The sequence below is a fragment of the Pantoea sp. CFCC18179 genome (assembly GCF_059412405.1).
Map to the genome: position 1 here is coordinate 35,949 of NZ_JBNBPM010000013.1, position 16,731 is coordinate 52,679.

At 55.8% G+C, this 16,731-nt stretch carries 17 protein-coding genes; 4 read left to right on the forward strand and 13 right to left on the reverse strand.

The window, feature by feature from the left end:
- Positions 1-129: 129 nt before the first annotated feature.
- Entirely contained in the window at positions 130-1,134 is a 1,005-nt protein-coding gene (locus ACPUC7_RS19760; protein WP_494924176.1) for a phosphotransferase enzyme family protein, read from the reverse strand.
- A 259-nt stretch (positions 1,135-1,393) separates the two neighbouring features.
- Here ACPUC7_RS19760 and eat point away from each other — a divergent pair, with 259 nt between their 5' ends.
- The gene (gene eat / locus ACPUC7_RS19765; protein ID WP_494924177.1) at positions 1,394-2,758 is read left to right on the forward strand and encodes an ethanolamine permease; all 1,365 of its coding nucleotides are present in this window, start codon (positions 1,394-1,396) and stop codon (positions 2,756-2,758) included.
- Positions 2,759-2,805: 47 nt separating this feature from the next.
- On the opposite strand, the gene mak is transcribed toward eat, so the two are convergent.
- Positions 2,806-3,711: a fructokinase gene (gene mak / locus ACPUC7_RS19770; protein ID WP_494924178.1), complete on the reverse strand. Its 906-nt coding sequence runs from the start codon at positions 3,709-3,711 to the stop codon at positions 2,806-2,808.
- Between the two features lie 145 nt (positions 3,712-3,856).
- Here mak and rdgC point away from each other — a divergent pair, with 145 nt between their 5' ends.
- Complete coding sequence (rdgC, locus tag ACPUC7_RS19775; RefSeq protein ID WP_494924179.1) at positions 3,857-4,768, forward strand: recombination-associated protein RdgC; 912 nt, start codon at positions 3,857-3,859, stop codon at positions 4,766-4,768.
- 155 nt (positions 4,769-4,923) lie between these two features.
- Here the strand turns inward: rdgC and ppnP are convergent, their stop codons facing one another.
- The 7 genes from ppnP to aroL all read right to left on the reverse strand — a co-directional run bounded on the left by ppnP (position 4,924) and on the right by aroL (position 10,608).
- A complete protein-coding gene (gene ppnP / locus ACPUC7_RS19780) occupies positions 4,924-5,208 on the reverse strand; it encodes a pyrimidine/purine nucleoside phosphorylase (RefSeq protein WP_343553624.1) in 285 nt (94 codons plus the stop codon).
- 104 nt (positions 5,209-5,312) lie between these two features.
- Positions 5,313-5,990, reverse strand: a complete 678-nt coding sequence (locus ACPUC7_RS19785) for an AroM family protein (RefSeq protein WP_343553623.1) — start codon at positions 5,988-5,990, stop codon at positions 5,313-5,315.
- Between the two features lie 2 nt (positions 5,991-5,992).
- On the reverse strand, positions 5,993-6,925 hold the full coding sequence (locus ACPUC7_RS19790; protein WP_494924180.1) for a DUF1177 domain-containing protein: 933 nt from the start codon (positions 6,923-6,925) through the stop codon (positions 5,993-5,995).
- Between the two features lie 15 nt (positions 6,926-6,940).
- Positions 6,941-8,500 (reverse strand): OPT/YSL family transporter, encoded by a 1,560-nt coding sequence (locus ACPUC7_RS19795; protein ID WP_343553621.1) that lies wholly within the window; start codon positions 8,498-8,500, stop codon positions 6,941-6,943.
- 169 nt (positions 8,501-8,669) lie between these two features.
- Positions 8,670-9,422: an IclR family transcriptional regulator gene (locus ACPUC7_RS19800; protein ID WP_494924181.1), complete on the reverse strand. Its 753-nt coding sequence runs from the start codon at positions 9,420-9,422 to the stop codon at positions 8,670-8,672.
- A 362-nt stretch (positions 9,423-9,784) separates the two neighbouring features.
- On the reverse strand, positions 9,785-9,976 hold the full coding sequence (locus ACPUC7_RS19805; protein ID WP_343553619.1) for a YaiA family protein: 192 nt from the start codon (positions 9,974-9,976) through the stop codon (positions 9,785-9,787).
- A gap of 107 nt (positions 9,977-10,083) precedes the next feature.
- Positions 10,084-10,608 carry a shikimate kinase AroL gene (gene aroL, locus ACPUC7_RS19810; protein WP_494924182.1) on the reverse strand — a complete coding sequence of 175 codons (525 nt, stop codon included), beginning with the start codon at positions 10,606-10,608 and terminating at the stop codon, positions 10,084-10,086.
- A gap of 284 nt (positions 10,609-10,892) precedes the next feature.
- Here aroL and ACPUC7_RS19815 point away from each other — a divergent pair, with 284 nt between their 5' ends.
- Complete coding sequence (locus tag ACPUC7_RS19815; protein ID WP_494924183.1) at positions 10,893-11,588, forward strand: DUF2076 domain-containing protein; 696 nt, start codon at positions 10,893-10,895, stop codon at positions 11,586-11,588.
- Here the strand turns inward: ACPUC7_RS19815 and ACPUC7_RS19820 are convergent, their stop codons facing one another.
- Positions 11,589-12,032: a YaiI/YqxD family protein gene (locus tag ACPUC7_RS19820; RefSeq protein ID WP_007887063.1), complete on the reverse strand. Its 444-nt coding sequence runs from the start codon at positions 12,030-12,032 to the stop codon at positions 11,589-11,591. It abuts the gene before it with no gap.
- 149 nt (positions 12,033-12,181) lie between these two features.
- Here ACPUC7_RS19820 and proC point away from each other — a divergent pair, with 149 nt between their 5' ends.
- Positions 12,182-12,994, forward strand: coding sequence for a pyrroline-5-carboxylate reductase (gene proC, locus ACPUC7_RS19825; protein WP_343553615.1), 813 nt, complete (start codon positions 12,182-12,184; stop codon positions 12,992-12,994).
- 155 nt (positions 12,995-13,149) lie between these two features.
- Here the strand turns inward: proC and ACPUC7_RS19830 are convergent, their stop codons facing one another.
- From ACPUC7_RS19830 to ACPUC7_RS19840, 3 genes are all read right to left on the reverse strand, one after another.
- On the reverse strand, positions 13,150-14,676 hold the full coding sequence (locus ACPUC7_RS19830; protein WP_494924184.1) for an FAD-dependent oxidoreductase: 1,527 nt from the start codon (positions 14,674-14,676) through the stop codon (positions 13,150-13,152).
- A gap of 139 nt (positions 14,677-14,815) precedes the next feature.
- Positions 14,816-15,964 (reverse strand): N-acetylglucosamine-6-phosphate deacetylase, encoded by a 1,149-nt coding sequence (locus tag ACPUC7_RS19835; RefSeq protein ID WP_494924185.1) that lies wholly within the window; start codon positions 15,962-15,964, stop codon positions 14,816-14,818.
- Positions 15,957-16,730 (reverse strand): glucosamine-6-phosphate deaminase, encoded by a 774-nt coding sequence (locus ACPUC7_RS19840; protein WP_494924186.1) that lies wholly within the window; start codon positions 16,728-16,730, stop codon positions 15,957-15,959. The genes ACPUC7_RS19835 and ACPUC7_RS19840 overlap by 8 nt, the downstream gene beginning before the upstream one ends.
- Position 16,731 lies beyond the last annotated feature (1 nt).

The following is a 16,731-nucleotide window of genomic DNA, read 5'->3' on the forward strand; positions in this document are numbered from 1 at the left end:
CATACCATCCCGCGATATGAGGTCACCCTAAATGGTGACCCTACAAAATCACATGAAACCGCGTAGGGTCGCCATTTAGGGTGACCTCGATTGCGCCGCGACGACGCAATGCTGATCACTGCTGGTGCATCAAACGCCAACCGGCAGCTGATTGGTTTCCAGATAGCGACGACACAAGCGCACCGAATGATCGGCCCAACGTGGGCCAAGACTTAGCGCCATTTCGGTTTCTGCATGCGATCCCATCCACGCCGTCATTTGAATGCGACGTTGAATCAGCAGCGTTGGCACCAGCGCCATCTCTTCATCGCTGATGTGCGCCACTTTTTCGTATCCGAGAATCCAGTTATCCACCCATTCAGCGGCGCGCGGATGGTGCTCAACAAAACTGATCGCGGCGGCGAGATCGTGCAGATACCAGCCCATTCCGCAGTCATCGAAATCGATCACCCGCGTTTCGCCTTTGTGCAGCAACAAGTTGGTCAAACGCAGATCGGCGTGGATCAAACCATAACGATTGGTGTCTTTGCCGAAGCCTTGCAGCTCCTGACCGACGCGCGCCACCGCTTCCGCCACGATGCCGTGATCGGCCGGATTGAGGTTCGGTGCATCCTGCCAGCGGCCCCAATGGCTGCGATCGCTGACCATGGTGTGATGATCCCAGATAATGCGCTGGAAACCCGCTGGCTTCTGCCAACTGCGGCTGTGTTGATGCAGGCGCGCGGTGATGTGGCCCAGCTGCTGAAACGCTTTGGGATCGACATCGGTGGTCGGCATGTCGCCTTCGATCCAGTGGAACAGCACCGCATAGCGCTCGCCGCCATCGGTCATTGGCAAGGTCAGCACCGTTTCACCCGCGCTGGCGGGGATGGCTTGCGGCACCATAATGCCGATCTCACGCAGCGCATCCAGCCACATCAGCTCGCTGAGAATGTCGGCTTTGCTGTGATAGTTAGGACGATGCAGACGCAGCGCATAACGTTTGCCCGCCGCCTGCAATAAGAAAGTGGCATTTTCAGAGCGGCATAATAGTTTCAAGTCGCCACGCAGCGCAGCGGGATAGTAGGCCAGTGCCTGATGCGCCAGGTGGGTGATTTCAGCGTCAGTTAAGGTATCGGATTGTTCGGCACTCATTCATCGGTCTCCAGCATCAATCAAGTGTTATCAGCATGGGATGAGCTCGCCTTGTCTGCTTGACCGCAGACAACCTAAAGTTGACCGCAGCGTGCATCTGGCACTTTTCTTGCCTGAGAGTTGACCGTGGAGGACAAAACTCACTGCGCGCGCGTCAAGTTTTCCCGCGCCGGGCAGCGGCATTATCACTTCACTGTAGCGCAAAGATAAAAAAGCGCGGTGAAGCTGCCGCACCAACAATGACGACGGGGAGAAGACGATGACCAATAAGCTCAAACCCACACTGGGCACCCTGCATTTGTGGGGCATTGCGGTTGGATTAGTGATTTCTGGCGAATATTTTGGCTGGAGTTATGGCTGGGGCGTGGCGGGCACGCTGGGATTTTTGATTACCACCGCGATGATCGCCACCATGTACACCTGTTTTATATTCAGCTTTACCGAACTGACCACCGCCATCCCACATGCCGGTGGCCCGTTTGCGTATAGCCGCCGCGCGTTTGGTGAAACTGGCGGCTTAATTGCAGGCCTGGCGACGCTGATTGAGTTTGTCTTCGCCCCTCCAGCGATTGCCATGGCGATAGGCGCATATCTCAATGTGCAATATCCCGATCTCAATCCGAAAACCGCCGCGGTTGGCGCTTATCTGGTGTTTATGACGCTGAATATCCTCGGCGTGAAACTGGCGGCGATGTTCGAATTGGTGGTCACGGTGCTGGCGGTATTGGAGCTGCTGGTGTTTATGGGCGTGGTGTCGCCGGGCTTCAGCATTGCCAACTTCGCCGCCAACGGTTGGGCCGGTAGCGATCACTTCGGCATGCCGGCGATGTCTGGCATCTTCGCCGCGATCCCGTTCGCCATCTGGTTCTTCCTCGCCATTGAAGGGGCGGCGATGGCCGCCGAAGAGGCCAAAGATCCGAAACGCACCATCCCGAAAGCCTATATCACCGGCATCATGACCTTAGTGGTGCTGGCAATCGGCGTGATGCTGCTGGCCGGTGGCGCTGGCGATTGGCGCAAGCTGTCGGACATCAACGATCCGCTGCCGCAGGCAATGAAGATGATCGTGGGTGAGAACTCCAACTGGATGCATATGCTGGTGTGGATTGGCCTGTTTGGTCTGATCGCCAGTTTCCACGGCATTATCCTCGGCTATTCTCGCCAGTTCTTTGCCCTCGCCCGCGCCGGCTATTTGCCGCAAAGCCTGGCAAAACTGTCGCGCTTCCAAACGCCGCATCGTGCGATTATTGCTGGTGGCGTGATTGGTATCGCGGCGATTTACAGTGACGGCATTATTAATCTGCAAGGCATGACGTTGACGGCGGCGATGATCACCATGGCGGTGTTCGGCGCGATTGTGATGTATCTGATGAGCATGCTGAGCCTGTTCAAACTGCGTCGCAGCGCGCCAGAAATGGAACGCAGCTTCCGCGCGCCGGGCTATCCGATTGTACCGGGCATTGCGCTGGTACTGTCTTTGGTGTGCCTGGTGGCGATGCTATGGTTCAACCCGGTAATTGGCGGGTTGTTCGTGGCGATTATGGCGGTGGGTTACGTTTACTTCCTGGCAACCAAATCCCAGCGTGATAACGCACCGCAGGATTCGATGCTAGTGGGGGAATGATTTTATAAGGTCACCAAAAATGGTGACCTTTTTTAATCAACTCAAACTTACAACGGCCACAACCACGCCGCGCCGCGCACGCCGCTGGAATCACCGTGTACCGCCTTCAGCACCGGCGTTTCACACTCACGACCAAACACCCACTGCTTCATCAATGCGGGCACGGTTTGATACAGGCGATCGTTATTACTCATGCCGCCGCCGAGCACGATCACATCGGGATCAAGCAGATTCACCACCTGCGCCAGCGACTTCGCCAGACGCATTTCATAGCGATTCATCGCCAACTCCGCTACCGGATCTTGCTGCTCGATCAACTTAATGATCTCCGCACCTTTTAACGCTTTGCCGCTCAGGCGCTGATAATCAATGGCGAATCCGGTGCCCGATACAAAGGTCTCGATACAACCTTGTAAACCGCAATAACACGGCACTTCAGCGCGATGGCGCAGTTCATCTTCATCCATCCACGGCAGCGGATTGTGGCCCCACTCACCGGCGTTGCCGTTACCACCGATACGCGACTCGCCGCCAATCGCCACACCCGCGCCCGAACCGGTGCCGATAATCACCGCAAACACCACCGATTTGCCCGCGCCCGCGCCATCCACCGCTTCAGAAACCGCCAAACAATTCGCGTCGTTGGCGATACGCACTTCTCGATTCAGCGCCTGAGCTAAATCCTTGTCCAGCGGTTGACCGTTGAGCCAGGTTGAGTTGGCATTCTTCACCCGCTGCGTGTACGGCGAAATAGTGCCGGGAATGCCGATGCCCACCGTGCCTTTTTGGCCGGTTTTCTCTTCCGCCAGCAGCACTAAATCGACAATCGCCTGAACCGTGGCAGCATAGTCATCACGCGGCGTATTGATGCGGTGACGAAACAGCTCTTCCCCTTGGTCGGACAGGGCAATCACTTCAATTTTGGTGCCGCCTAAATCAATTCCAATGCGCACGATTTATTCCTCATTATTCGTTGTGGTGACAAATACAGTAGAAGGCTGAATCGGGAAAGGCAATGAAACCAATCCGATGTTTCGCTATCATGCGCGCTGACTTTGAGACTTGTGCGCCCGATCGCACCCACGGTAAGGAATCCCGATGTTGTGGTTTAAAAATATGATGGTTTATCGTCTGAATCGTGACATTCCGCTGTCCGCAGACGAACTGGAAAAGCAGCTCGACGCCTTCACCTTTTCCCCGTGCGGCAGCCAGGATATGGCGAAAACCGGCTGGGTTTCACCGATGGGCAATCGCGGTGAAGCGCTGACGCATGAAATCAACGGTCAAATTGTGATTTGTGCGCGCACTGAGCAAAAAATTCTGCCATCGCCAGTGGTGAAACAGGCGCTGGAAGCGAAGATCGACAAGCTGGAAGCCGAACAGAGCCGTAAGCTGAAGAAGACTGAGAAAGATTCGCTGAAAGATGAAGTGCTGCACAGCTTGCTGCCGCGCGCGTTTAGTCGCTTCAGCCAAACCTTCATGTGGATCGATACCGTCAACAATTTGATCATCGTTGATTGTGCCAGCGCCAAGAAAGCCGAAGATACCCTAGCGCTGCTGCGTAAAAGCATCGGTTCGCTGCCGGTCGTGCCGCTGACGCTGGAAAATCCCATCGAACTGACCTTGACCGAATGGGTGCGTTCCGGTGAATTGCCCGCCGGTTTTGCCTTGATGGACGAAGCTGAGCTGAAAGCGATGCTGGAAGATGGCGGTGTGATTCGCTGTAAGAAGCAGGATCTGATCTCTGACGAAATCGCCACTCATATCGAAGCCGGCAAAGTGGTGACCAAACTGGCGTTGGATTGGCAGGAACGCATTCAGTTGGTGATCGCTGACGATGCTTCAGTCAAACGTCTAAAGTTCAGCGACACGCTACGCGAACAGAATGACGATATCGATCGCGATGATTTCGCCCAGCGTTTCGATGCCGATTTCATTCTGATGACCAGCGAACTGGCCGCGCTGATCAGCAATCTGGTGGAAGCGTTAGGCGGCGAAGCCAAGCGTTAATGGGTGATTGCGGTCACCATAAATTGCGCCCCTACGGCCAACCGGCTGGGATATCGTAGGGTGCGCATTAATGCGCACCTGTTGTTCGTCCATAAAAAAACCGGCCACCCCAAATTGGAATGGCCGGTTTCAGACGTTATTTCGCGAACGTGTGCTTATAGGTAGCGGCACAGATAAGACGAAGGCTCTGCCACTTGCAGGTGGAATTCGCTCTGGCCTGGCACGTTAAACGAGGAACCGGCTTCGTACCATTTCCACTCGGTTTCGCCCGGCAACAGCACTTTCAGTGCGCCGCTGACAACCGTCATCTCTTCTGGCTGATTGGTGCCAAAGGTGTATTCACCTTCCGCCATCACGCCTACGCTGGCACGACCAATGGTGACGCTGTCGAAACCAATGGACTTCACTTTTCCGTCGAAATACTCACTCGTATTGAGCATATTACTTCCTCACAGCACATTATCGTGACTGGCAGATTACTAAGGAACTCGCTGATCTGTCACGCGAATTAGCGCCGTACATCGCAAGTTGTGATCCATCCGCATTAGACGATCAATTCTGCTGCCAGCTTCGCCACCAGCACGTTCGACAACAGCACCGGAATGCCCAGCATTTTCTGCAGGAAATCACGGTGTTTTTGGTGATAACCGATGCAATCCAGCACCACCACATCCGCGCCTTGCTCCTGCAAGGATAATCCGGCTTCGACCAGATCGGCATGCTCGGCCAGATACGGGCTGGCGACCGCAAAGCACGGCGGCGTACTGAGATGACGCCATTTGCTGGCCTGCTCAGCAATCTGCTCTTCCACCGGCACCACGATGCCGATTTTATGATCCTGCACAATCGCCTTCACCAGTGGAGGAATGATGCGATCTGGCTCCAGCAGCAAGGCGGATTGCGATTTCAGCGCGCCAAACTCGCCGGTGCACAGCAGCAGAATGGTGTCGTAGCCCTGCTGTTCCAGCTCGATGATTTTACGTTGCAGTCCCTGCTCCACTTTTGGCCCCGACAAGCGCACTTGCTCGCCAGTGGTCATACGCGATACCAGCACCTTGTCACCCGCCGCGGGTGCATAATGCTGCTCAACCTCGGCTAGCGTCAGGCCGTCGAGTAAACCCGCGTGCGCGACTTGCTCAGCGGGAAGATGTTCTTCCAGCAGCGGCAAGATGTCGCTGCGCGGAGATTGACCAATCGTAAGAGTAACCAGGGACGTGTTCATCGTTAGGCTTTCCGGTTGCGCAAGTGGCTGAGACTACCATACAAAGATAGCAGCAGAGCGTACTCTTGCTGGTCATAGAATTGACAAGTTTCGCGCCCGAACTCTTTTGCTACTTCCACCGCAAACTTCACCGCTAAAGCAATATCCACTTCATGGCTGGCGCCGGTGCCGCAACCTGGCACCACCGATTCGGCGCAAATCGCCACGCCAACCACCGGCACATCAGTGGCCGTTGATGGTTGCAGGATGCTGTTGAGGTGATAAACACCGTTGCCGTATGGCGTGATGTCTTGCGTGGTGATCGGGAACGTCACCGCTGGCTGGCCGCTGGTCATCTCCATAATGCGCAGCAAATCTTCAGAGACACGCAGGATGTAGCCCTCTTTCACCGTTGGCGACAGCGCGTAGCCTTTGTAATTGAGAATGCGGTTACCTTTGGTGGTATCGATCGACAGAATCGCATCGACGCCAGCAATCACTTCGTTGTCATTCATGGTGATGTCGTCACATGGCGAATCCATGAAATCCACCGGCTCATGCGGACGCGTTGGCGCATCCGGGCAGATGTGGGTGGTGATGATCACGTCACCGGCCAGCACGTCGCCTTTGGTCTGCATCTGTGCCAGCTTCAGTGCGCTGCTGACTGCGGCGACCGCGCCATCGGCGTCAGACACCATGCCAATACGCGTTGGACGCGCGCCGATACCGCCAAGGCGACCAATAATGCCCAGCGTCGGCGCGTTGCCACCTTTGCTCTTGCCTTGCGAACCTGGAATATCGATACGCACGAAATCGGTACGCCCTTTCGGCCCAGTCACACGTTTGGTGCTGGCGGTCACGCCGGGATAAGCGGCGAATAAATCCACCACTTGTTGGCCGTCGATATAGGCGCTATCGAGTAACTCAAACACCTGCAATGTCTGCTGTAAGCTCATAATGAATTCCCTGGATTATTTCTTGGTGCTACTGGCGAAAAGTGAATGGAAGAAGCTGTACAGCGCGTCGCCCGCAATAAACCCTGCGGCCATCACCTCCATCGGTGAACGTCCACGCTCGCCCCATACGCGCAAGATGATGATGCGCAGTGCGATACCGACCATCACCGCCCAACCGGCAGCGGCGTTGTTAATCAGCAAACCGGTCGCCAACAGCACGCCAAGCTGGCGTTTTGGCCCACCGATAAATTGGATAATCGCGCCTGGAATTGCCCACATCAGCAGGTTTCCGGCGATACCCGGTTCAGCACCGGCTTGAATGGTTTTGGCATACACGCGCGCCACCGGCGGCAACAAGTTCTCCGCAAAGAACAGGTTGTGCGCATACCACACCACCGGAATACAGATGACGAACGCAATCATCGCGGCGATCAGCTGGATGCGACGTCCCCACAACTCTTGCTGCAAATCAGCGCCGTTGCCACGCAGGATGAAGCCGGCTTTCAAGTCGTAACCCATGTCGGCAAAAGCCGGACCGGTCGCCGCGGTGAAGCCACACAACAGGCATAGCGCCAACGGCGGGAAACCGAGCAGAATACCGAGAATCAGGGTGATCAACGCCACGGCAAACGCCGGGAACCAGCCGGAATGCATCGCGGCAATCCCGACGATCAGTTCATGAACAAAGGCAGCAAATGCGGCATAGATGATGAACAGCACCAACATCGGCAAGCCCATCTGGCTCCACAAACCGCCCGCCAGCGCCAGCAACGTCGAAATAACGATGTAACCCACGGTGCCAAAGCCCAACGAGCGCTTCACATCGCTGTCGGGACGACTGACGTTGATTTGATCTTTGCGGCGGCTGATGATCACCTGCGCCACCTGAATCAACGCCACTAAACCGGCACCGACCATCACGCCGTGCGGAATATAAAGTGCATTGATATCAATACCAGCAACCGGTTGCGCATAAGCACGCAATAAGAAGCCAATACCGAGCATGCTCAGCGCCCAGATATTACCGATGAACGCCGTACCAAAGGCCGACATCGGAATCTTCAGCATCGAACCGGCGATACCACCAACAATGCCGACCACCAGCAACCACGCCTGACGGCCGCCTTTGTCACCAGCCTTGATCGCTTCAGCGGCGGCAACGCCCGGTGGCCACGCATTGCTGGCCGGGAATACACGCGTATCGAACAAGCGATAGAGTAAGTAAGCATCGAGCAGCATGGCGGCGCTCACGCCCACAAACAGCGGCAACACCAATTGTGGCTCGCCCAGCGCCCACGGCACCGCAATCGGCATCAACAAACTGTTAGCAGCACCGAAGGTGGCGGAAGAGATGGCGGTTTGCGCGAGGTTCTGCACTTCGATTGAGCGATAGCGGCGGAACCATTGCAGTGGAATACGCGCCAGAAGCATGGCAAATAGCGCGCCGATAATAGAGGTATTGGGTGTCACCCCAATAGTGGTAATAAGCTGAACCCCAATAATGGCACCGGCTACCGAGAGCAGCACCAACATTAAGGCCACGCCAACACTTTTTATTGGATTATTTTGACGCATAAGATCCCCGTATTTTCACCCTGTAGAAAACGCATAGACATTTAATGCCCGACACGCGGGACACCAATGCTTTTTATAAATCGTTCCCTGATTATTGAAATAAGCAGGTCCGTAGACCTGCTATTTCCCCGGTGTGGCGCGAATAAACGCCTTTAAATCGAAAATAAGGTTATGCGCCGTATTTTTCGGCCATCAATGCGGCCGTTGCACGCAGTTCGCTGAGCAGTGCTTCCGGGTAGCCGGGCGCCGCTTCTTGCGATAAAAACGAGAGACACAACGCAGCACTTTCGCCGCGATGCTTGTTGGTCACCGCGACCGCGATGGAACTGATGCCCGGCAGCGTCTCATTGCGCGCCAGTGCCCAGCCTTGCTGTCGAATCACCGCTAATTCATCACATAATGCATCGACACTCAGCGGCGAGTTCGCCGAAGCCGCCTGCCAGTTGCTGGCAAAACGCTCGCGCACTTGATCATCGCTAAGCTGCGCTAACAACACGCGTCCGGTTGAGGTGCCGGGAAGTGAAACGCGCGTACCCGGCGGCGTAACCAGTTGAGTGAAGAAGCGCCCGTGATACATGCGCATCACCAGCACATCATCGCCATCAATCACCGAGATATAGCCCATGCAGCCGCTGCTGGCCGCTAAACGCGCCATCGGCGCCGACGCGCTATCTACCAAAGGTGTCGAGAGATAATGACCGGCCACAGAAAGCAGCACGCGACCAATCTGGAAGCAGCGGCTTTCCGCGTCACGCTCAAGCAATCCTTCACTTTCCATGGTCGCCAGCAGGCGAGAAACCGTACTTTTCGGCAAGCCCAACGCATCCACCACCTCGGTAAACGTTAAGCCAGGATGGCCTTGCGTCACGCCAAAGCGCTGGAACAGCTTCAATACAGCGGCGGCATTTTCGAGTGTGGTCATGGTGTCGGTTTCACTATGTGGAACTGAGTTCCTATATCAATAACCCGAAAGTAAAACGCTACGCTTTCGCGGTCAAGTGCAAATTTTGAGCCGGACAAAACTGGCGTGTTTTAAGGCAGCATAAAATACGGCACTAAGCGTGAAATGAATGACGTTATCAGGCGCAGGATTTATTCAGCAGAAAGGTGTAGAGATAAATTGGAAATAAACAGTTATTTGGCAGAAAAAATTGTCTTTACCCTAAATAGTTCAAGCTGCAGGAAGGCGGCAAATGTGAGAATCCCCAAGAGCTTACTTTAGTAAGTGACTGGGGTGAGCACATGTAGCCAACGCCTCTGCAGCTTGAAATATGACGGGTAAAGTTAGTCTTTTTTGATATCTTCGTATCGCTCTTTCGCGTCCTGCGCTTCAGCTTGCGTTTTATGTTCGCTAATTAACGAATCAGGTTTGGGATGGTCAGCGCGTAATTCATACCATGTGACGGTATTGCCAGCAGGGCCTTTCTCAACGGTAACAATTCGCGCTTCACGCGGATACGGTGGTTTAGTTGGCATCGTTTTCCCTCTTCTCGCAATTGTCCACAGGCAGCAGTGATCCTCTGCCTACCGTTAAGTATAGACAACTGAGGATCGCTGCAAAAAACAGGGACGAATCTGAGGCGTTAACTGGCGCGGGCGAGTGACAGCGATTGCAGAATTTGCTCGACCACGCGATCGGGCGATTGCATGGCATTGACTTCATGATGCGCGGTTTGACGATAGAGATGCGCACGCTCGCGCAGAATATCGCCCATCTCTTCGGCAATCGGGCGGCCCGTTAAGGTTGGGCGTTGCGCCGCTTCGGGTTGATGTTCCAAACGCTCGGCCAACACCGTTGACGGCGCGTTAAGCCAAATCACCTGCCCCTGTTCGCGCATAAAGCGACGATTCACTTCCGCCAATACCATGCCGCCGCCGGTGGCAATCACGGTGTTGGGCGCCGTGACGGCACGCAGCGATTCGGTTTCACGGGCGCGGAAGCTATCCCAACCTTCAGACGCGACAATGTCCGCCACGCTGCGTTGCGTGGTGAGCTGTAAGTAGTGATCGGTATCGTTAAAGGCATAGCCCAACGCTTGCGACAGCGCCTGGCCAACAGTGGTTTTACCGCAACCGCGTGCGCCGATCAGATAGATGGGTAATGACATCCAGGCTCATCCTCCGCCGTAATGTGCCGCACGGGCAACGTCATCAGGTCAATAATGCGTCGCATAATACCTGGATTTTATTTTATCAGCCACCCGCGAGGCACGATTTATGCGTATTTCAGCATGGTCTCAGGCTACTTGTTTGATTATGCAACGAAAAACAATGCGTGAATCGTGCATCCGCCTAAATGTAAGAGCGGGCAACATTTCCTTACCAGGTCATTGATTTACTTTCCTGACCCGCGCCCTCATATATGAGACATACCTTAAACGGAGGGTTCCCCATGCAAAGCGAAGAACAACAACTGATTGAAAACCTGTTCAGCCGATTGAAACAGGCTGAGACGCAAAGTGGCCCGCGTGATGCGGGCGCAGAACAGTTGATCAAACAGCATTTACAGAATCAGCCCGGCGCGCCTTATTACATGTCGCAGGCGATTTTGATTCAGGAAGCCGCACTGAAAAAACTCAATGCGCAGGTGACAGATTTAGAGAATCGTCTGGCGCAGGCGCAGCAACAAGCGCCGCAACAGAGCAGCGGCGGTTTTCTGTCGAGCCTGTTTGGTGGCGGTTCGCGCCCGGCGGCGTCACAGCAGCAACAGCAGCCGTGGGGCAGCGCGCCGCCGCAACCACATCAGCAATATGCGCCACCGCCACAGCAGCAATACGCAGCACCACCGCGCGGCACCGGTTTCCTCGGCGGCGCGTTGCAAACTGCGGTCGGTGTGGCGGGCGGCGTGGTAATGGCGGATATGCTGACCAGCATGTTCCATCATTCGCAGCCGGAAGAGATCGTGAATATCATCAACGAACCGGCACTGCCGCAGGTCGACAACAGCCTCGACACCTTCAATGGCAACGACAGCAACAATGCGTTTCTGGACAACAATTCGGGCTGGGATAACAACCTGGCGGATAACAACGATTTCGGCGACTTTGGCAGTGGCGGCGACTTCGATGATGATGACAGTTTCGTCTGATTAGCGCTGACGTAGCCACTTATCCAGTTCGTTAGCAAACAGTTGGCGGTCGCGTTGGCTTAAGGTCGACGGGCCGCCGCTCTGAATCCCGCTGGCGCGCATCGTTTCCATAAAATCACGCATGGTTAAGCGCTGGCGAATGGTATCTGGCGAGTAGCGTTCTCCGCGCGGATTCAACGCCGCCGCCCCTTTCTCCAGCACTTCTGCCGCCAGGGGAATATCACCGGTAATCACCAATTCACCAGGCTGCACGCGCTTCACAATCTCGTTATCGGCCACGTCAAAGCCGGCAGCAACCTGCAAGGTTTTCAGCCACGGCGACGGCGGCACACGCAACGGTTGATTCGCCACGAAAGTTACGGTGACTTTGGTGCGTTCGGCAGCGCGATACAGCACTTCTTTGATGACATTGGGACAGGCGTCGGCATCAACCCAAATCGACATGATGAATCCTTTTTTCACAGACAATGCCGCTGATCTTGCCGGTCTGGCGCGGAATGGCAACTGTTTTTGCGTGCCGCCCGCCTTGTTATTAATCGCTGCTGACGTAAGCTTACCCCCACAGAAAAATGGACCACATAGAGGATTAAGCGATGCTGGAGAAAAAAATCGGGTTTGTCGGTTGCGGCAATATGGCCAAAGCCATCATCAGCGGATTGGTTAACAGCGGGCAGATCGCCCCGGCCAATATCTGGGTGTTCGACCGCAAACCGGCTACCAATCAGGCGATGGCACAGCAATATGGCGTGACGGCGGCGGACAGCGTTGAAAGCCTGGCGCGCGAAGTCGATATCCTGTTTGGCGCGGTGAAACCGAATGTGATTCTCAAAGTGCTGAAAGATTTGGCCGGCCAGCTGAAGAAAGATGTGTTGGTGGTGTCGATTGCCGCCGGTGTGACGCTGGATTCGCTGGCTGCAGTATTGGGCCACGACCGTAAAATCATCCGCGTAATGCCCAACACGCCGTCGCTGGTGAATGAAGGCATGACATCCATCACGCCAAACGTGCTGGTTGAAGCGCATGAAGTCGATGAAGTGGTGGGAATTTTCGAAAGCTTTGGTAAAGCAGCGGTGGTGAATGAGTATCTGATTCACGCGGTGGTCGGCGTGAGCGGTTCAGCACCGGCATATGTGTTTATGTTTATCGAAGCGATGGCCGATGCGGCGGTTCTCGGCGGCATGCCGCGTGCGCAGGCCTATCAATTTGCCGCACAAGCGGTGAAAGGTTCAGCGCAGATGGTGTTGGAAACCGGCAAGCATCCCGGCGAACTGAAAGATATGGTGTGCTCGCCAGGCGGCACCACCATTGAAGCGGTAAAAGTGCTGGAAGAGCAAGGTTTCCGCGCGGCAGTGATTAACGCCATGCAGCAGTGTATGGCGAAATCCGAGGCGCTGAGTAAGCAGTAGATTTGTGCGGTTTGCCCCTTACCCTAACCCTCTCCCGCACGCGGAGAGGGAATGATTAGGTGAAAAACAATTCTGCATAAGCACTCGATCGGCCCCTTCTCCCGCTTGCGGGAGAAGGCTGGGATGAGGGACAGCGCGCACAAACTAACGAGCGCCTATCCTTGATAAGCCTCATACAACGCCATTCCCTGCGCCAACGTCATTGGCTGCTGCATCTCCTCTACCAGCGCTGCCGTCAGCGTATATAATCCCGCCGAACACACCGCCGCAATCATCCCTTCACGCAAATAAAAAGCCACAAACTGCTTATCCTGCAACGATCCCAGCAAGCGGTAATCATCCCACTGTTCCGCATGGCCTAAATACTCATAGCGCGTGCCGTAATGCGCGGTCCAAAAGAACGGTACACGATCGTACAACTGCGTTTTGCCCAGCATATTCAATGCCGCGATGCGCCCTTGCTGGTGCGCCACACGATAGTGCTCAATACGCTGCGGGCCACGTACCGAAGGATACGTCGCGATATCACCGGCCACCCAAATGTTGTCAGCGACGCGCAGTTGGCCATCGGTGAGCAAACTGCCATCCTCTTCCAACGGTAGATCATGAATAAACGAGGTGGCTGGCGCGACGCCGGTGGCAAACAGCACCAAACTGGCCTCAATCTGCTTGCCACTTTTCAAGCGTACCGCGTTAACATCGCCCTCACCTTCCAGCGCCACCGGCTCGCCTTCAACAAACTTCACGCCATTGCTGCGATGCAGATCGTAAAAGTATTGGCCGATCTCTTCACCAAACTGGTTGGCGAACGGCAGCGGATGGCGCGCAATCACCGTGACGTCAACATCACGATTGCGCAGCGAACCGGCCATTTCCATGCCGATAAAGCTGTTGCCGATGATCACCAGGCGTTCGCTATCATCAACGTCTTTTAGCAACGCATCAGCTTGATCAAGCGATCGCAGCATATGCACCCCGCCTAACTCTTTGCCGGGGATATTCAACGGTTGCGGCACGCCGCCGCTGGCAATCAGCAATTGGTCGAATTTCAGCGCTTTGCCACCTTTCAGCAGCAAGGTCTGTTCGAGCGCCTTGAGTTGTTCAACCTCGCCTTGTAAGCGTTCCACCGTTGCCAGCAACTCCGGCTTGAGCAGTTTCGGCACGTCATCGATCGCCATTTTCCCCGACGGCACAAACTTACTCAGCGCGGTGCGATCGTAAGGCGCTGCTGATTCGCGTTCGATCAACACAATGCGACCGTTAAAGCCGCTGTCACGCAGCGTCCAGATCGCTGCACTGCCCGCTGCGCCCGCACCTAAAATCACGCAGACCGGCGTTTTGCCTTGCGCGGATGGCACGCTGGCCGGCGACATCGCCTGCGGATTGATCAGCACTTTGCCCTGTTCGATACGCACCGGATAACGCTTTAAATTTGCCAGCGCCAACGGCTCGCACATCTTCCCGTCTTGCAGTTGAAATACCGCTTTGTGCCACGGGCACACCAGTTTGTCGCCGCACACCGCGCCCTGCTCTAACGGCGCACCCGCATGCGGACATTTGGCCTGTAGCGCCTGCACGCGCTCGCCATCACGAATCAGCACCATATCGGTTTCGCCGACGGTGACTTTGGTGGGTTTGCGCTGTGCCAGCGCCTTGAGTTCCATGACAGTTTGATAGCTCACGATTGGCCTCCATTCTTGTGGTTGTGAGGTAAACAGCAATTCCCTACAAACAGTAAGCCTGGCAAATCGTGGTGGATTGTCGGCAACAACAAAACGCAGCGGCAGATAAGTCACTGTTTAAACGCAAAAGAAAGTCTGCTTAAGCCACCCGCTTGCCCAGCTTCACACAGCCACGCAGCGTAACACTGCCGTCAGGCTGCGTATTCAGCAGCAGCACATCGGCGGGCGCGCCACAGGCTAATCCTTGCTGTTGTGGCAAGCCAATCTGACGTGCGGGCCGCAGCGATGCCATCTCAATCGCTTGTGGCAACGTGGCTAATTGCTGACGCAGCAGGAAGTTAACGCCCTCCAGCAATCCGCGCGCCGAACCGGCCAACAATTGCGGCGCATCGGCCATACTCAGCCGTCCACCGTCGCTGAGCTGCACGCGACCGCCAATCGCGGTGTCATAAATGCCCGGCGGCTGTCCGGCAAACGCGGTGACGTCGCTGACCAGCAGCGCCTGTTCGCCTTTGGCGCGCAGGAACACCTTCAACACTTCCGGCGGCAAATGGTCGCCATCGGCAATCAGTGTCGCCGCCAACGCATCTTCCGCCAGTTGCTGCCAGATGTAGTTGGGATGGCGCGGCAGTTGCAGATGCGCGCCATTGCCCAAATGGGTCGAGAGCGTCGCACCGGCTTCCACCGCGGCATGAATCTGCTGTGCTGTTGCCGAGGTATGGCCGATGGCAACGCGCACCTGCTGCGCCACACAATGTTTGATCAATGCGTTGCTGTGCTCCCACTCCGGCGACAAGGTCAGCAAACGAATATGTTGCTGCGCCGCCTGCTGCCAGCCGTCAAATAAAGCAATGTCCGGCGCGCAGATCGCCTCACGCGGATGTGCGCCGCGCGGCCCGTCTTCCGGCGATAAAAACGGTCCTTCGAGGTGGAAACCCGGCACCGCATTCGCCACATCCGGATGATGTTCACAAGCGCTGGCCAATCGCTGCATCGCTTGCGCGATCAACTCCGGCTGCGCGGTGATCACCGTCGGCAAATAACTGGTGACACCTTGCTGCCACAGCGCTCGCGTGGCGCGTACCACGTCTTCTTCGCTAAACGGGAAATGGTTGAAATCCACGCCCTGAAAGCCGTTGATTTGCAGGTCCACCAAACCTGGCGCAAGGATGATGTCGTCATCCAGAGTGTCCAGTGGACGCATATCCATGATCAGGCCGTCCTGCATCTGCAACTCAATCGGTTGCAGCGTACGGTAATCGCGGCCTCGCAGTAGGGAATCAGTCAAGTTCCACCTCCGGGCACGCATCGCTGTCGGTGTATAACGTGCAGCTTGGATGCTGGCGCAAACATGTCGCAGGACAGGCGGTGGAGATGTCATCGTGCAGCGTGGCGTGAACAGCCGCCCGTTTCGTCGCGCCCGGCACCATGCAGAACAGCCGCAAACCGCGCAGCAATGCGGGAAGGGTTAACGTCACCGCATGTGTGGGCACCGCGTCGAAGGTCGCAAAGCAGCCATCGTTGACCTGCTGCTGGCGACACGCGTCATCCAGTTCCACCACTTTAACGCTCAAGGGATCGTTGAAATCCGCGACCGGCGGATCGTTAAATGCCAGGTGCCCGTTTTCACCTATCCCGAGGCACACCACATCAATCGGTGCGGCGTTGAGCTTTTGGCTGTATTCCTCGCAGATTGCCGCTGGATCGCCGTCAGATGGAATCAAATGCACTTCGCCCGGCTGCACTAAATCAAACAAATGCTGGCGCAGAAACTGGCTGAAACGCTGCGGTGCGTGGTTGGCTAGGCCGATATATTCATCCATGTGAAAAGCGTGAATGCGCGACCAATCGATATCCGGCGCGGCTGCCAGCGCGGCAAGGAATTCGTTTTGCGACGGCGCAGCCGCAAACACCATCCGCACCACCGCTTGTTGGCTGAGCAATTGACGCAAATGAGTGGCGGCATCCTGCGCCGCGGCCTCACCAAGCGCCAGACGACTGGCATAACGTTGCACCTGCAAACGGTCACGCGATCCTTGTTGTAATAGCGTCATG

Excerpts from the sequence above, each read along its gene's own strand:
- ACPUC7_RS19790 (WP_494924180.1), bottom strand. The coding sequence starts at position 6,925 with ATGAGCTTACAGCAGACATTGCAGGTGTTTGAGTTACTCGATAGCGCC.
- ACPUC7_RS19820 (WP_007887063.1), bottom strand. The coding sequence starts at position 12,032 with ATGTCGATTTGGGTTGATGCCGACGCCTGTCCCAATGTCATCAAAGAA.
- aroL (WP_494924182.1), bottom strand. The coding sequence starts at position 10,608 with ATGTCATTACCCATCTATCTGATCGGCGCACGCGGTTGCGGTAAAACC.
- ACPUC7_RS19805 (WP_343553619.1), bottom strand. The coding sequence starts at position 9,976 with ATGCCAACTAAACCACCGTATCCGCGTGAAGCGCGAATTGTTACCGTT.
- rdgC (WP_494924179.1), top strand. The coding sequence starts at position 3,857 with ATGTTGTGGTTTAAAAATATGATGGTTTATCGTCTGAATCGTGACATT.
- ppnP (WP_343553624.1), bottom strand. The coding sequence starts at position 5,208 with ATGCTCAATACGAGTGAGTATTTCGACGGAAAAGTGAAGTCCATTGGT.
- ACPUC7_RS19840 (WP_494924186.1), bottom strand. The coding sequence starts at position 16,730 with ATGACGCTATTACAACAAGGATCGCGTGACCGTTTGCAGGTGCAACGT.
- ACPUC7_RS19760 (WP_494924176.1), bottom strand. The coding sequence starts at position 1,134 with ATGAGTGCCGAACAATCCGATACCTTAACTGACGCTGAAATCACCCAC.
- ACPUC7_RS19795 (WP_343553621.1), bottom strand. The coding sequence starts at position 8,500 with ATGCGTCAAAATAATCCAATAAAAAGTGTTGGCGTGGCCTTAATGTTG.
- ACPUC7_RS19785 (WP_343553623.1), bottom strand. The coding sequence starts at position 5,990 with ATGAACACGTCCCTGGTTACTCTTACGATTGGTCAATCTCCGCGCAGC.
- ACPUC7_RS19815 (WP_494924183.1), top strand. The coding sequence starts at position 10,893 with ATGCAAAGCGAAGAACAACAACTGATTGAAAACCTGTTCAGCCGATTG.
- proC (WP_343553615.1), top strand. The coding sequence starts at position 12,182 with ATGCTGGAGAAAAAAATCGGGTTTGTCGGTTGCGGCAATATGGCCAAA.
- ACPUC7_RS19800 (WP_494924181.1), bottom strand. The coding sequence starts at position 9,422 with ATGACCACACTCGAAAATGCCGCCGCTGTATTGAAGCTGTTCCAGCGC.
- eat (WP_494924177.1), top strand. The coding sequence starts at position 1,394 with ATGACCAATAAGCTCAAACCCACACTGGGCACCCTGCATTTGTGGGGC.